Raw genomic sequence first — 14,267 nt, 5'->3', positions numbered from 1 at the left:
TCACCAGCGCATGTGCACCCAGTCGCCTGACCGCAACCGCCAGGTCGCCTTCGCGTAGTCGAGCTCCGAGTAGGGCCACTGCGTGACGATGCGACCGGTAGGCGACCGGTAGTAGCTGTCACAACGCGTCCAGATCGTCTGCTCCAGGTCCTCGGTGATCCGGTCGTTGAACCGACGCTCGACGTCGGCGTGGACGTCGACGAAGCCGCCCCTGCGCGCGAGGCGGCTGACCGCGCTGGCGACGAGCCGGGCGCCCGCCTCGAGGATGTAGATGATCGAATTCGCTCCCTGGTTGGTGTTCGGGCCGTAGAGCATGAAGAAGTTCGGGAACCCGCTGACGGCGACGCCGAGGTAAGCGTGCGGATTCAAACCCCATCGCTCGTGCAGGCTCTGGCCCTCGAGGCCGGTCACCTTCAGACCGGACAGGTAGCTGCTGGTTTCGAAACCGGTCGCCAGCACGACCGCGTCGACGTCGATCGCTGTCCCGTCGGCGGTGATTATCGCCTTCTCGGTGAGGTGGTCGATGGGCTCGACGACGAGGTTGACGTGATCGCGTTGCAGTGCGGTGTAGTACTTCTCGCCGAGCAGCACCCGCTTGCAGCGGAACGGATATCTGGGCGTCAGCGCATCACGCAGCGACTCGTCGTCGACGTGCTTGCGCAGGAATCCCTCGGACAACCGTTGGACGACAGCCATTCTCGGATGATCCGGCGTCAATGCGGTGTTGTCGTGCTGCAGCTTCCACAACCGCCACCGCTCCGCAGCCGACGCCCACGGCAGCCGGCGGTATCGGGACAACTCCTGCGGGCTGTAGGGCCGGTCCTCCTTCGGCACCATCCACGGCGGCGTGCGCTGGAAGACCGTCAATTCGCCCACGACATCGGCGAGTTCGGGGACGACCTGAACGCCGCTGGCGCCCGTGCCGATCACCGCCACACTCTTGCCGGCCAGGTCGACCGACGGGTCCCATTGCGCGGTGTGCATCAGCGTGCCCGCGAACTCCGCCAGGCCGTCGATGTCGGGACAGCGCGCTTCACCGAAGAGTCCGACCGCGCTGACCACCACGTCGGCGATGATCGGGTCGCGGCCGTCGAGGATCACCTCCCAGTGCCCCATGTCGGAGTTCCACCGCATGCCGGCCACGTCGGTGTTCAGCATCAGATGTCGGCGGAGGTCGAAGTCGTCGGCGACCTTCTCCAGATAGGCGAGGATCTCCGGTTGGTACGCGTAGGTGCGACTCCACGACCGATTCGGCGCAAACGAGAACGAGTACAGATGGCTCTGGATGTCGCACGCCGCACCGGGGTATACGTTGCGCCGCCACGTCCCGCCGACGCCGTCGGCGCTTTCGATGATCGTCAGGTCGTCGATACCCCTTCGCCGCAACGCCACGGCCGCGGCGAGGCCGCCGAAGCCTGCGCCGATGATCACCACCCGGGGCGAGCGCCTGCGACGGGTGCGCGCCAACACCCGCCCAAGCACATAGCGACGTCGCGCACGCGAGGAGCAGAACAGAGGTCGTCTTGTCACTTGACGTCGAATCCCTCCGGCGCACCGTTCGCCCTCGACGCAGCGAGGATGTCGGCGTATTCGGTTGGGCTGCCGTAGAAAAAACTGCCCTGGCGGGTCTTCGCGTTCGCCTGACCCTCGCGGTTGTAGTAGCCGGGCGTGCAGGACTTCGCCCGTGCCGCGCCGGCCGCCGACCGCTCCACGATGCCGGCCACCCAGGCGCTTTCGGCGTCGAGCGACGCCTCCAGCGTCTCGACGCCGCTGCCGAGAGCCCAGGCGATCAGCCATGCCGCGTGCGTCGCCTGCACGTCGAGGAGATAGGGGAAGTTCACGGTGAAGCCCGACTGCGCGATGCTCAGCACGAAGCAGTTAGGGAAGCCGTGGACGTTGATGCCGTGCAGTGTGCGGATACCGTCGCGCCAGGCGTCGGTCAGCGTGCGGCCGTCACGCCCGATCAGGTCGAAGCCCGTACGCCGGGAGTAGTCGGTACCCACTTCGAATCCGGTGGCGAAGATCAGGCAGTCGATGCGGTACTCGGTGCCGTCGACGACGACGCCGTCCGCCGTGATCCTTTCGACGCCAAGGCCACGGGTGTCGACGAGGGTGACGTTGTCGCGGTTGAAGGTTTGCAGGTACTCGTCGTGGAAGCACGGCCGTTTACAGAAGTAGCCGTACCAGGGTTTGAGGCCCTCGGCGGTGGCGCGGTCCGTCACGACGGAGTCGACGCGGGCCCGGATCTCCTCCATTTTGGCGAAATCGGCCATTTCGACTGCGCGCAAACGGTCTTCGTCCGACATCCCCGTCACGCTGCGCTGCCGCATCACGAACAGCTTCTTGACGATGCTGGTCCACGCGTCGTCGACCAGATCCTCATCGGCCTCCCCACCCGTGGTCAGCAGCTGGAAGTTCTCGACGCGGTGCCGTTGCCAGCCGTCCTTCAGGTCCGCCGACCACTCCGGATCGGTGGGCCGGTTGCCTCGGACGTCCACCGTCGACGGGGTGCGCTGGAACACGAAGAGGTGCCCGGCCGATCGGCCCAGATGCGGAACGCATTGGATCGCGGTCGCGCCGGTGCCGATGATGCCCACCCGCTTGTCGGCGAGCCTGGCCAGATCGTCGCCGGTGTAGTCGTAGTCCCAGCGACTGGTGTGGAAGGCGTGCCCGCCGAAGTCCATGATTCCGGGTATGCCGGGCAGTTTCGGCTTCTGCAGGTATCCGTTGGCCATGGAAACGAACCGCGCCAGTAGCTCATCACCGTGACTGGTGGCGATGATCCAGCGGGAAATCGTTTCATCCCAGCGGATCTCCGTGACCTCGGTCTGCAGGCAGGCATCGCGGTACAGGTCGTAATGCTCGGCGATCCGCCTGCAGTGCGCGAAGATCTCGTGGCCCTTGGCGTACTTCTCGGTCGGGATGTAGCCGAGCTCCTCCAGCAGCGGCATGTACACATAGGACTCGACGTCGCAGGCGATGCCCGGATACCTGTTCCAGTACCAGGTGCCGCCGACGTCGGCGGCCTTGTCGATCAGTCGGATGTTCTGCACACCCAGTTCGCGCAGCCGCGCCCCGATCAGCAGTCCTCCGAACCCCGCGCCGACGATCGCCACGTCGACGTCGTCGTGAAGCGGGGCACGGGTGAAATGCGGTTCGCCCCAGGGGTCCTCGGCGAATCCCGCGAAGGGTCCAGCGATCTCCACATACTGTGCGATGCCGTCCGGCCGCAGCCTCCGGTCGCGTTCGCTGGCGTATTTCTGCCGCAGCGCATCCGGGTCGAACGCGACGTCAGGGTGTTGCATGTGTCCGCCCCGTCAGTGCGAGAAAGGCTGGACTTGGTCGAAATGGCCTGCGGGCTTGAGTTCCTCGAGGGTCTTCAGCGCGGTGATGATGTCGTCGCGCAGCGCACGCGCCAGGTTCATCGAGAAGCCCTCGCGCACAACGACCCGAAGCACCGCGATATCGGTGGCGTTCTCCGGCATGGTGTAGGCGGGAACCTGCCAGCCGAACGAGCGCAGCGCATGGGAGACATCGAACTCGGTGTAGCCGGGGTCGCCCTTCAACCGGAAACTGACGACCGGGATCGCCGAGCCGTCGGAGATCAGCTCGAAATGCTCGCCCTCCCTCAACTGATCACCGAGCCACCGCGCGGTCTGCGACAGGCACCCCATCACCTGCGAGTAGCCCTCCCGACCGAGCCGAAGGAAGTTGTAGTACTGGCCGACGACTTGATTGCCCGGTCGCGAGAAGTTGAGGGTGAACGTCGGCATGTCGCCGCCGAGGTAGTTGACCCGGAACACGAGGTCGTCCGGCAGGTACTCCGGGCTGCGCCACACCACGAAACCGATCCCGGGGTAGGTGAGCCCGTACTTGTGCCCGCTGACGTTGATCGACACGACTCGGGGGAGCCGGAAGTCCCACACCAGATCGGGGTGCAGAAAGGGAATCACGAAGCCGCCACTGGCCGCGTCGACGTGCACGGGGACATCGTGCCCGCCGTCGGCGGCCAGCTTGTCCAGCGCCTCGCAGATCTCGCCGATCGGCTCAAGCTCACCGGTGAACGTGGTGCCAAGGATCGCCACGACGCCGATGGTGTCCTCGTCGATGTTCTCCAGCACCCGCTCGGGCGTGATGACGTAACGATCCTTATCCATCGGTAGATAGCGAGGTTCGACGTCGAAATAGCGGCAGAACTTCTCCCAGACGACCTGCACGTTGGAGCCCATCACGAGGTTGGGCCTGCGCTGGCGCCAGGCGTCTTTCTTCCCGCCCGACACACGCGTCCGCCACCGCCAGCTCATCGCAAGACCCGCGAGCATCACGGCCTCGCTCGACCCGATCGTGGAAACGCCTGTCGCGCTTGACGCATCGTCGTCGCGCAAGCCCTCGGCATGAAACAGATCGGCGACCATCGCCACACAGCGCGACTCGATCGCCGCGGTGGCCGGGTACTCGTCCTTGTCGATCATGTTCTTGTCGAACGTCTCGGCCATCAGCTTCTCAGCCTGTGGGTCCATCCAGGTCGTGACGAACGTCGCCAGGTTCAGCCGCGAGCTGCCGTCGAGCATCAGCTCGTCGTGGATGAACCGGTACGCGGCATCGGGATTCATGCTCTCGTCCGGCATCCGCAACGCCGGAACGGGTGCCATCGACATCCGTCCGGTGTATGCCGGTGCGATGACGTGGCCGCTGGAATGCTTGGGGGGCATGAGAAGTCCTCTCGTGACTTGCTATAGACGGGCGATGGCGGAGCGGACGTGCGCCAGGATGCGCGACGCGGAGGTGGGGGCCGGCCGCGGGCCGGGGTCGGCGGCGGACAGGTTGGCGGCGCGGGCGTGCACGAACGCCGCGCAGGCGGCCGCTTCGCCTGCAGGCAGGCCGGCGGCAAGCAACGCACCGATGATGCCGGACAACACGTCGCCAGACCCGGCGGTGGCGGCCCACGACTGGCCTGCGGGATTGAGGTGCACCGGCCCGCCGGGCTCGGCGATGACGGTGACGTTGCCCTTCAGCAGTACGGTGGCGCCGAACTGGTCGGCCAGCCTTCTGGTGGCGGTGACGCGGTCGTCGCCAGGAGGTGCACCGGCCAAGCGCGCGAACTCACCGGCATGCGGGGTCAGCACCGTCGGTGCTCTGCGGTTGACGAGCAGGTCGGGATGCGCGGCCAGAATCGTCAACCCGTCGGCGTCGACGATCACGGGCAGGTCGGTGTCGAGAGCGAACCACAGCGCAGACGCGCCGACGTCGTCGGTGCCGAGCCCAGGTCCGACCGCCCATGCCTGCACCCGGCCCGCCGCCGCAGGCGACGGCGATGCGATGACCTCCGGCCAATGCGAAAGTACCTGCTGTGCCGCGCTTCCCGCGTAGCGGACCATGCCGGAGGTGGCGGCCACTGCCGCACCCGTGCACAGCACGGCCGCGCCGGGGTAGGTCGCCGAGCCCGCGAGGACACCGGTGACGCCCTGGGTGTACTTGTCGTCCTTCGGTCCCGGCATGGGCCAACGGGCCGCGACGTCGGCGGCGTCGAAGCTCATCACTTCCGGCTGCGGCAGGTCGAGGCCGATGTCCACCAGTTCGACGCGGCCGCAGTCGCCCAACGCGTGAACGGGTTTCAGCCCGCCGAAGGTGACGGTGAGCGCGGCGTTCACCGCGGGTCCGCTGACGGCCCCGGTGTTCACGTCGATACCGCTGGGCACATCGACCGCTACCACCGGGATCGACGCATCGGCGACTGTGGCGAACACCTCGGCGGCGGCGGGTCGCAACGGGCCGGAGCCGGAGATACCGACGACGCCGTCGATCACCAGATCGCTTGTCGCGGGCACGTTTTGCACCACGCGCCCGCCGGCCCTCCGGAATGCGGCCAGCGCCTTGCTGTGTGTGCGTTCCGGATTGAGCAGAACTGCAGCCGCGGCTGCACCACGGCGACGAATGAATGTGGCGGCCCACAGCGCGTCACCACCGTTGTCGCCGGAGCCGACGACCGCGCACACCGACCGGCCTGCGATTCCCCCGGTTCGCGCGATCATCTCGCGGGCGATCGCATTGGCCAGGCCGATCGCCGCCCGCCGCATCAGGGCGCCGTCGGGCAGCGAGGCCAGCAGCGGTGCTTCGGCTTCGCGGATCGCATCAGCGGAGTAGTAGTACCGCATCAGCTCCCACGTTATATCCCGGCGGGATTCAGACCGGCGATAACGGGAATCCACCCAGTCGGTCCACCCGGGGTTTGCGAGATGGGAGATGTTGCGGCTTGGCTGCCTTGACGCTGCTTTTGGTGCTGATGGCCGCAACGGTGGTGCTCGCTCCAATCGCTGAACGCATCGCGATCCCCTACCCCGTTCTGCTGTTGATGTTCGGCCTGGTGCTCGCGTTCGTACCCGGTTTGCCGTTGCCTGCAGTCGATCCTGAAATGCTGCTTCCGCTGGTTCTGCCGCCGCTGCTGTTCGCCGCCGCCCGGCGAACGTCGTGGCGCGAATTCCTGGACAATCGCAGGCCGATCGCGCTGCTGGCCGTCGCGCTGGTGGCGGTCACCGCCTTCGCGGTGGGACTGACCCTGCAGGCGCTCGTGCCCGGACTGCCGCTGATCGCCGCTTTTGCGCTCGGCGCTGCGGTTGCGCCGCCCGATCCCGTCGCCGCCACTGCCGTCGCGCGCAAACTGGGACTACCGCACCGGCTGCGCACGATATTGGAGGGAGAGGGGCTGTCCAACGACGCGACGGCTCTGGTGTTCTACGAGGTCGCGGTCGCGTCCACCCTCACGGGAGCATTGTCGCCGTGGCACGGTGGCGCGCAGCTGGGGCTCGCCGTCGTGGTCGGCATCGCCGTCGGGTTCGTCATGGCTGCTGTCACACGCTTGCTGGTGAAGAAGCTGCCGGCCCACCCCGCGGGCAGCGCGCTGATCCTGATCGTCCCGTTCGCCGCTTATGCCGCGGCCGATGCCGCACACGGCAGTGGTGTGCTTGCGGTCGTCACGGTCGCCCTTGCGCTGGACCGGTACGGCGACGCGGAGTCCTCGCAGACCCGCCTGGTGGCGGGAACCACGTGGGAGATCATCGAATTGCTCGTGACGGGTGCGGCTTTCGCATTCGTCGGCCTGGAACTGCGCGCCGTTGCCGCCGAAGTCGACGGTCAGCTGCACACGCTGATCGGTCAGGCGGCGATCGTGACGGCAGTGGTGATCGTCGTCCGCTTCGCGTGGATCTTTCCGGTGGCGTTCATCGACGAGAAGGCACGCCGACGCCGTAAGCCCGATCTCGCCGAGCCCGTCGGTTGGCGCGAGATGACCGTGGCGTCGTGGGCGGGGATGCGGGGTGTCGTGACGCTGGTGGCGGCGCTGGCCCTACCGCCGAACTTCCCGGAGCGCGACCGGCTGATCTTCGTCGCCTTCGTCGTCATCAGCGTGACCCTGCTCCTACAGGGTCTGACCCTCCCGTGGCTGGTGCGACGGCTCAATGTCAGCGCCTCCGACGGCGAGCAGCGCGAGGCCGAACAGAACCTGTTGCATCGCGCCCGAGACGCGGGTTTTCAGCGTCTCGACGAGCTTCGCGACTCCGAAGACGTCGACGGCGACGTCATCGAGCAGGCCAGGGAGAACGCCGACAGGATGTGGCATTCACTCGGCTACGCGCCGAACGGGCGCGATGACGACTCGGCACGACGCACCGCTGACCGCGCCGGGGACGCGGTCACAGTCAATGCGGTCAAAGACGAGATGCTGGCCGCGGCCAGAGAAGCGGTCGTCGAAGCCCGTACCCAGTCGGGAACAGACCCGACCATCGCCGACCGTGTACTGCGCAGGCTGGACAGCCGCGGCAGTCAGCCCGAATGAGCTAGTTCTTCGGATCGAACGCTATCGTGCGTCTGACATGCACGTTGTCGCCGAACTCGTTCGACCACTCGGTGTAGCGCTCCTCAATGAAGTCCCGGAATGCGTGGGGTGTGATCTCCGAGGTATCCGGGGCGCCGGACGATGCGTTGGAACCCGTGCTCATCGCTACATGGTAGGCGCCCGCCCGTCGCGGCTGTCATTCGCCGCTCGGGCCGCCGTCCTTTCGTTATGGTCACGTTCCTGACCACCCGCGGAGAAGCTACTCGACGGTGACCGACTTCGCCAGGTTGCGCGGCTTGTCGACGTCGTAGCCTCGGGCCTGCGCGACCCCTGCGGCGAACACCTGCAGCGGGATCGTCGACAGCAGCGGCTGAAAGAGCGTCGACACCGCCGGTATCTCGATCAGGTGATCGGCGTACGGCCGCACAGTGTCGTCGCCTTCTTCGGCGATCACGATGGTCAGCGCACCGCGGGCCTGGATCTCGCGGATGTTCGACAGCATCTTGGCGTGCAGCGTCGCCGAACCCTTCGGCGACGGCATCACCACGATGACCGGCAGGTTGTCCTCGATCAGCGCGATCGGCCCGTGCTTGAGTTCACCCGCCGCGAAGCCCTCGGCGTGCATGTACGCCAGTTCCTTCAGCTTCAACGCACCCTCGAGCGCGACGGGATAGCCGACGTGGCGGCCGACGAACAGCACGGTCTGCGACTTCGCGAACCGGTGGGCAAGCGCGTTGACGGGCTCGACGGTGGCGAGCACCCGCTTCACCAGCTCGGGCATCGCCTCGAGTTCGCGGTATTCGCGCTCGACCTCGTCGGGGTACTTGGTGCCGCGGGCCTGCGCGAGCGCCAGTCCGACGAGGTAATTGGCGGCGATCTGCGCCAGGAACGTCTTCGTCGAGGCGACGCCGATCTCCGGCCCGGCGCGCGTGTAGAGCACGGCATCGCATTCGCGCGGGATCTGGCTGCCGTTGGTGTTGCAGATCGCCAGCACCTTGGCCTTCTGCTCCTTGGCGTGCCGCACCGCTTCCAACGTGTCGGCGGTCTCGCCGGATTGCGAGATCGCGATCACCAGCGTGCTGCGGTCCAACACGGGGTCCCGGTAGCGGAACTCGCTGGCGAGTTCGACCTCGACGGGCAACCTCGTCCAGTGCTCGATGGCGTACTTGGCCAGCATGCCGGAGTGATAGGCGGTGCCGCACGCGACGATGAAGACCTTGTCGATGTCGCGCAGCTCCTGGTTGGACAGCCGCTGCTCGTCGAGCACGATGCGGCCGTCGACGAAGTGCCCCAGCAGGGTGTCGGACACCGCGGCGGGCTGCTCGGCGATCTCCTTGAGCATGAAGTACTCATAGCCGCCCTTCTCCGCGGCCGAGAGGTCCCAGTCGATGTGGAACTCGCGGGCGTTGGCGGCCTCGTCGTTGCCGTGGAAGTCGGTGATCGTGTAGCCGTCGCGGGTAAGCACCACGGCCTGGTCCTGGCCGAGTTCGACCGCGTCGCGGGTGTGCTCGATGAAGGCCGCGACGTCGGAGCCGAGGAACATCTCGCCGTCGCCGACGCCGACCACCAACGGGGTCGAGCGCCGCGCGGCCACGATGGTGTCGGGATCGTCAGCGCTGGCGAACACCAGCGTGAAATGACCCTCCAACCGCGGCAGGACGGTCATCACCGAGGCGACGAAGTCTCCTGCCGTGCGACCGTGGTGGTACTGCCACGAAACCAGGTGCACGGCGACCTCGGTGTCGGTGTCGCTCGCGAACTCGACGCCGGTCGCCTCCAGCTCTTGGCGCAGCCCGGCGTAGTTCTCGATGATGCCGTTGTGGACGACCGCGATCTTGCCCGAGGCGTCCTGATGCGGGTGGGCGTTGCGGTCGGTCGGCCTGCCGTGGGTGGCCCAGCGGGTGTGGCCGAGGCCGGTGCTGCCTGCGAGGTCGGCAGCGTCGGTTTCGGCCAACGCGGCCTCGAGGTTGGCCAGTCGACCCGCACGGCGCCGGACCGTCAGTCCGCCCGCACCGTCGATCAGCGCGATGCCGGAGGAGTCGTATCCGCGGTACTCCATTCGGCGCAACGCATCGACGACGACTCCGCGCGCGTCCCGCGTGCCGACGTAGCCGACGATTCCACACATAGGCAATAAGCGTAGACGACTATTCAGCTAACATCATCTCCGCAAAGAAGTCGGTGTACAGTGCAATTTACGCCGGATCGTTGACATCGAGCGAATTGTCACCGCCCACTGGGCCGCTGAATGCGCGTGTGGTGTGTCTCGATGAGGCGATTTTGGCCAGCATCGCCACGACGACTCCGAACGTGAAGTACAGCGCGGGCAGCCACGGCGGGACACCGAACAGCGCGTCCGAGTCGTCGGCGTAGCGCGCCAGTCCTGCCGCGGCGATGACAGCCTCGACCACCGGCCCCACCACAGCGGCGAGCACGCCGCAGATCGCGCCGCACCGATCGCCGAGCACGCACCAGGTGAGGACAGCGAGCGCATAGATGAGGACGTTGGCAGGCACCGATGGTGCCGTGTGCACCAGCGCGGTGGTGACGTAGATACCGACGACGGCGGCCACGCCCGCCAGGCCCTGTCGGGCACTGACAGCTGTCCGCAGGCCGGGCATGTGCAGCCGCAACTCGGCGACCGAGACGGTCGCGAGGGCGACGAGCAGCGGAAACCAGACGGGGCTGCTCCACACGAACGGCACCGCGTCGGAGAGGTATTCGGTGGTGCCGGTGGCGACGTGGCTGTGGTCGCCGATCAGCGACGCCACCGCTCCGACCACGAACAGAAACACCGCATCGGGCCAGCGCAGCTTCACGGCAAGGACCCTAGCCTCTGCGCATCGGCGGTGGGCTACGGTCGACAGATGGCCGCCACGAAGAAGCTTTTCGCCGCTTTGAAGCGCCGCGGTCCGCATCGTGTGCTGCGTGGCGACCTGTCCTTTGCAGGTCTGCCCGGTGTGGTCTACACCCCGGAGTCCGGGTTGAACCTGCCCGGCGTCGCCTTCGGCCATGAATGGGTGACGGGGGCGCAGCGCTACACCGGGACGCTCGAACATTTGGCGTCCTGGGGCATAGTCGCAGCGGCGCCGGACACCGAGACGGGCATCGCGCCGTCGGTACTGAACCTGGCATTCGACCTCGGCACCACGCTGGACATCATCGCAGGGGTCCGGCTGGGCGACGGGACGATCAGCGTGCATCCGGACAAGCTCGGAATCGTCGGCCACGGCTTCGGCGCGTCGACGGCGGTGTTCGCCGCCGCGGGGATGCCGGTCAAGCCGAAGGCTGTGGTCGCGGCATTCCCGACGGTCACAACACCGCGCGCCGAGGAGGCTGCGACGTCGTTGACCGTGCCCGGGCTCATTCTCACCGACCCAGGCGATCCGATGACGTTGCGATCCAACGCAGTCGAGCTGGCGCGGGAATGGGATGCCGCGACGCTGCGGGCGATTCCGAAGGCTAAAGCCGGCGGCTTGGTCGAGGGGCGCCGGCTGGCCCGGGTGGTCGGCCTGCCGGGCGCCGACAGAAGCACGCAGAAGATGGTGCGGGCGTTGATGACCGGCTTCCTGCTGAACCAGCTCACCGGCGACAAGACCTATCGCGACTTCGCCGATCCCGAGGTGGACCTGCCGAAGGCCGCGACGATGGATCCGTTCGCAGACGACCCCGTTGACCTGGAAAACAAGGTCGTCGCGCTGCTGAAGCCCTGATTAGTCCCAACCAACCGGTTGGGTATATAACTTGTGGGTGGCCTCCATGCGGACAGGAATCTTCCTCAACTACGCCGGCGGTTTCCTCGAGGCCGTCGACGAGGTCGTCGAGCTGGAGAAGGTCGGCGTCGACATCGCGCTCGTGGCCGAGGCGTACTCGTTCGACGCGATCAGCCAACTCGGCTTCCTGGCGGCCAAGACATCGCGAATCGAGCTCGGCTCCGGTGTCGTCCCGATCTACATCCGCACCCCGTCGCTGCTGGCGATGACGGCCGCGGGTCTGGACTATGTGTCCGATGGCCGGTTCCGGCTGGGCATCGGCACGTCGGGCCCGCAGGTGATGGAGGGCTTCCACGGGGTTCCGTTCGATGCTCCGCTGGGCCGTACCCGTGAGGTCGTGGAGATCTGCAGGCAGGTGTGGCGCCGTGAGAACGTGCAGTTCGACGGCAAGCACTACCAGATACCGCTGCCCCACGATCAGGGCACCGGACTTGGCAAGTCGCTACACCTGATCAATCATCCTGTCCGCGAACGTATTCCGATCACGATCGCTTCGCTCGGCCCGAAGAACGTCGAACTGACGGCCGAGATCGCCGAGGGCTGGCAGCCGGTGTTCTTCTATCCCGAGAAGGCCGACGACGCCTGGGGCGACGCACTGCGCGCGGGAATGGCCAAGCGCGACCAGGAGCTCGGGCCGCTCGACGTCATGGTCAGCGCGCCCCTGGCCATCGGCGACGATGCCGAAGACCGGTTGGCTTGGGCCAAACCGCAACTCGCGCTCTACATCGGCGGGATGGGCGCTCGCGGCAGGAACTTCTACCACAATCTCGCGACCCGCTACGGCTTCGGCGACGTGGCTGACCACATTCAGGATCTCTATCTGTCCGGCAAGAAGGCGGAGGCCATCGACGCCGTGCCCGATGACTTGGTGCGGCACGTATCACTGATCGGGCCAAGGGGTTTCGTCAAGGAACGCGTCGCTGCTTATGCGGAGGCAGGCGTCACCACGCTGCTGGTGCATCCGCTGACCGGCGACCGCCGCGAGTCGGTCCGCTTCGTCGAGGAACTCCAGGCGCTGCTGCCGTAGTCATTCCATCTCGGTGGGTAGCCCGCGTGGCGGCACCTGCGCGACGATCAAGCATGGCCCCGGATGGGCCTTGGCGGCAGCGAGTTCGGAGTCCAGCGCAGCCGCGGTGTCGACGACCTTCGCGAACTGCACGCCCACGCTGTTGGCGAACGTGGCGAAGTCCCATTGTCCGATGACCGCATAGGGTCGGGCAGGCGTGTTGCTGTTCGTGTTGAAGTAGGTCCGATCCAACAGGAACTGTTCGAAGCCGTAAATGCCGTTGACGATCAGCACGACGATGGGATTGCGGCCGTATCGCGCCATCGGTGACAACGCCTGCGCCGTCATCTGGAAGCCCCCGTCGCCGCAGAGCACGAGTGGACGTCTGGTCGATCCGAATGACGCGCCGACGGCAGCGGCGACGGAGTGCCCGATCGACGCCCATACCGCGTCGCACAGGAACGCGTCCTTGCCCTCGACCGGCAGGTTCGCCGCCGAGTATGTGCCGAGAAACGTGTCAGGGATGGTGATCAGCGTTTCGTCCAGGGCGACGCCGACGCGCTGGAAGACCTGCTTGTAGGTCAATGTGCCCGCGGCTGCGGGAGGGGCCGCCGGCACTGCACCGGCGGGAACAGTCGCTGGCGGCTGTTCGGCCGCCTTGTTGGCCATCGCCGCCACCAGCGCACGGATTTCGGCGCTCTGCTTGGGCTGGTTTCCTACCCGCACCTTGCCGTCGTAGACGGCGACCATGCTGTTGAACTTCTGGGTGACCAGCGGCGCGAAACTGTTGGGAAACACGCATCCGAGCGTCACGAGCAGGTCGGTCGATTCGACCTGCGTCCGGATCACCTGCGGCACATACGGCGGATCGTAGACGCCTATCCAGCCCGCACCCTTCTCGGCCAGCGTTGATTTCGAGAGCATGTCGCTTGCCCACCGGACGCCCAGCTTGGCGATCAGATCCGCGGCCGCATCGGCAAGACCGTAGCGCGCGACCTCGGTGCCGATCAGGATCACCGGCTTCTGCGCGCCGCGAATCAGGTTGACAATCGTTGCGGCAAGCTGTGTCTCGCTACCAACAGCAGCAACGTTCGACGTCAGCGGCGCACCGGGGTTGTCACAGGTCTGCCGCCACAGATCCATGGCGATTTCGAGATATACGGGCCGCTTCGAGGTCAGCGCCGCAGAGATCGCGGAGTCGACGGCGGAAGGCACCGCTTCTCTGGTCGCCGCCCGCACCGACTTGGCGGTGACAAGAGCGAAGGCGTCGAGTTCGATGTTGGCGCGCCCGGTCGAATGCGAGTACACGACATCCCGCTGCGCCAGATCAGCCAGATGTCCCGCCGTGGGTCCTCCGTTGATGACGATGATCGGACTGCGCTCGACATAGGCGCCCGCGACGGCGTTGATGAGGCTCAGCGTGCCGACACCATTGGCGACCGCGACGACCGCCAACCCCTTGGTGCGCGCGTATCCGTCTGCGGCATAACCGGCTTCGAGATCACTGGCCGTGACGACAGGAGTGATGCCATGAGTCGGTGCCGCATCGAAAAGCGCGGCGCAGTACAGCGCAGGGACACCGAAGAGGTGTGTGACACCCTGCTCCTTCAACCGGGTCAAGACGTAGTCGACGACAGTGAATGGCACAGCGTGCACC

Annotated in this window: 10 protein-coding genes and 1 pseudogene; 3 read left to right on the top strand and 8 right to left on the bottom strand. The window is 66.6% G+C overall.

Features of this window, described 5'->3' with window-relative positions; all coding sequences use genetic code 11:
* From C6A82_RS05890 to C6A82_RS05875, 4 genes and pseudogenes are all read right to left on the bottom strand, one after another.
* Complete coding sequence (locus tag C6A82_RS05890) at positions 1-1,530, bottom strand: NAD(P)/FAD-dependent oxidoreductase (protein ID WP_233216894.1); 1,530 nt, start codon at positions 1,528-1,530, stop codon at positions 1-3.
* Positions 1,527-3,305 carry an NAD(P)/FAD-dependent oxidoreductase gene (locus C6A82_RS05885; protein ID WP_105344513.1) on the bottom strand — a complete coding sequence of 593 codons (1,779 nt, stop codon included), beginning with the start codon at positions 3,303-3,305 and terminating at the stop codon, positions 1,527-1,529. Before C6A82_RS05885 ends, C6A82_RS05890 begins: the two co-directional genes overlap by 4 nt.
* 12 nt (positions 3,306-3,317) lie before the next feature.
* Positions 3,318-4,699, bottom strand: a pseudogene (locus tag C6A82_RS05880) (glutamate decarboxylase).
* A 34-nt stretch (positions 4,700-4,733) separates the two neighbouring features.
* Positions 4,734-6,155: an NAD(P)H-hydrate dehydratase gene (locus C6A82_RS05875; protein ID WP_105344509.1), complete on the bottom strand. Its 1,422-nt coding sequence runs from the start codon at positions 6,153-6,155 to the stop codon at positions 4,734-4,736.
* A gap of 98 nt (positions 6,156-6,253) precedes the next feature.
* Here C6A82_RS05875 and C6A82_RS05870 point away from each other — a divergent pair, with 98 nt between their 5' ends.
* Entirely contained in the window at positions 6,254-7,831 is a 1,578-nt protein-coding gene (locus tag C6A82_RS05870; RefSeq protein WP_311101706.1) for a Na+/H+ antiporter, read from the top strand.
* A 1-nt stretch (position 7,832) separates the two neighbouring features.
* On the opposite strand, the gene C6A82_RS05865 is transcribed toward C6A82_RS05870, so the two are convergent.
* The 3 genes from C6A82_RS05865 to C6A82_RS05855 form a co-directional block, all read right to left on the bottom strand.
* Positions 7,833-7,994 carry a hypothetical protein gene (locus C6A82_RS05865; protein ID WP_158261662.1) on the bottom strand — a complete coding sequence of 54 codons (162 nt, stop codon included), beginning with the start codon at positions 7,992-7,994 and terminating at the stop codon, positions 7,833-7,835.
* A 96-nt stretch (positions 7,995-8,090) separates the two neighbouring features.
* The gene (gene glmS, locus C6A82_RS05860) at positions 8,091-9,959 is read right to left on the bottom strand and encodes a glutamine--fructose-6-phosphate transaminase (isomerizing) (RefSeq protein ID WP_105347959.1); all 1,869 of its coding nucleotides are present in this window, start codon (positions 9,957-9,959) and stop codon (positions 8,091-8,093) included.
* Positions 9,960-10,026: 67 nt separating this feature from the next.
* Complete coding sequence (locus C6A82_RS05855) at positions 10,027-10,650, bottom strand: DUF2878 family protein (RefSeq protein WP_142406034.1); 624 nt, start codon at positions 10,648-10,650, stop codon at positions 10,027-10,029.
* 48 nt (positions 10,651-10,698) lie between these two features.
* On the opposite strand from C6A82_RS05855, the gene C6A82_RS05850 reads away from it, so the two are divergent.
* The gene (locus C6A82_RS05850) at positions 10,699-11,544 is read left to right on the top strand and encodes a dienelactone hydrolase family protein (RefSeq protein ID WP_105347960.1); all 846 of its coding nucleotides are present in this window, start codon (positions 10,699-10,701) and stop codon (positions 11,542-11,544) included.
* A gap of 46 nt (positions 11,545-11,590) precedes the next feature.
* Complete coding sequence (locus tag C6A82_RS05845; RefSeq protein WP_105347962.1) at positions 11,591-12,631, top strand: LLM class F420-dependent oxidoreductase; 1,041 nt, start codon at positions 11,591-11,593, stop codon at positions 12,629-12,631.
* On the opposite strand, the gene C6A82_RS05840 is transcribed toward C6A82_RS05845, so the two are convergent.
* The gene (locus C6A82_RS05840; protein WP_158261663.1) at positions 12,632-14,257 is read right to left on the bottom strand and encodes a thiamine pyrophosphate-dependent enzyme; all 1,626 of its coding nucleotides are present in this window, start codon (positions 14,255-14,257) and stop codon (positions 12,632-12,634) included.
* Positions 14,258-14,267: the final 10 nt, after the last annotated feature.

Origin of the sequence: Mycobacterium sp. ITM-2016-00318 (assembly GCF_002968285.2) — a bacterium.
Lineage (GTDB): Bacteria > Actinomycetota > Actinomycetes > Mycobacteriales > Mycobacteriaceae > Mycobacterium.
The sequence above is the reverse complement of the archived record's forward strand: the minus strand, read 5'-3'. Positions and strand labels throughout refer to the sequence as shown.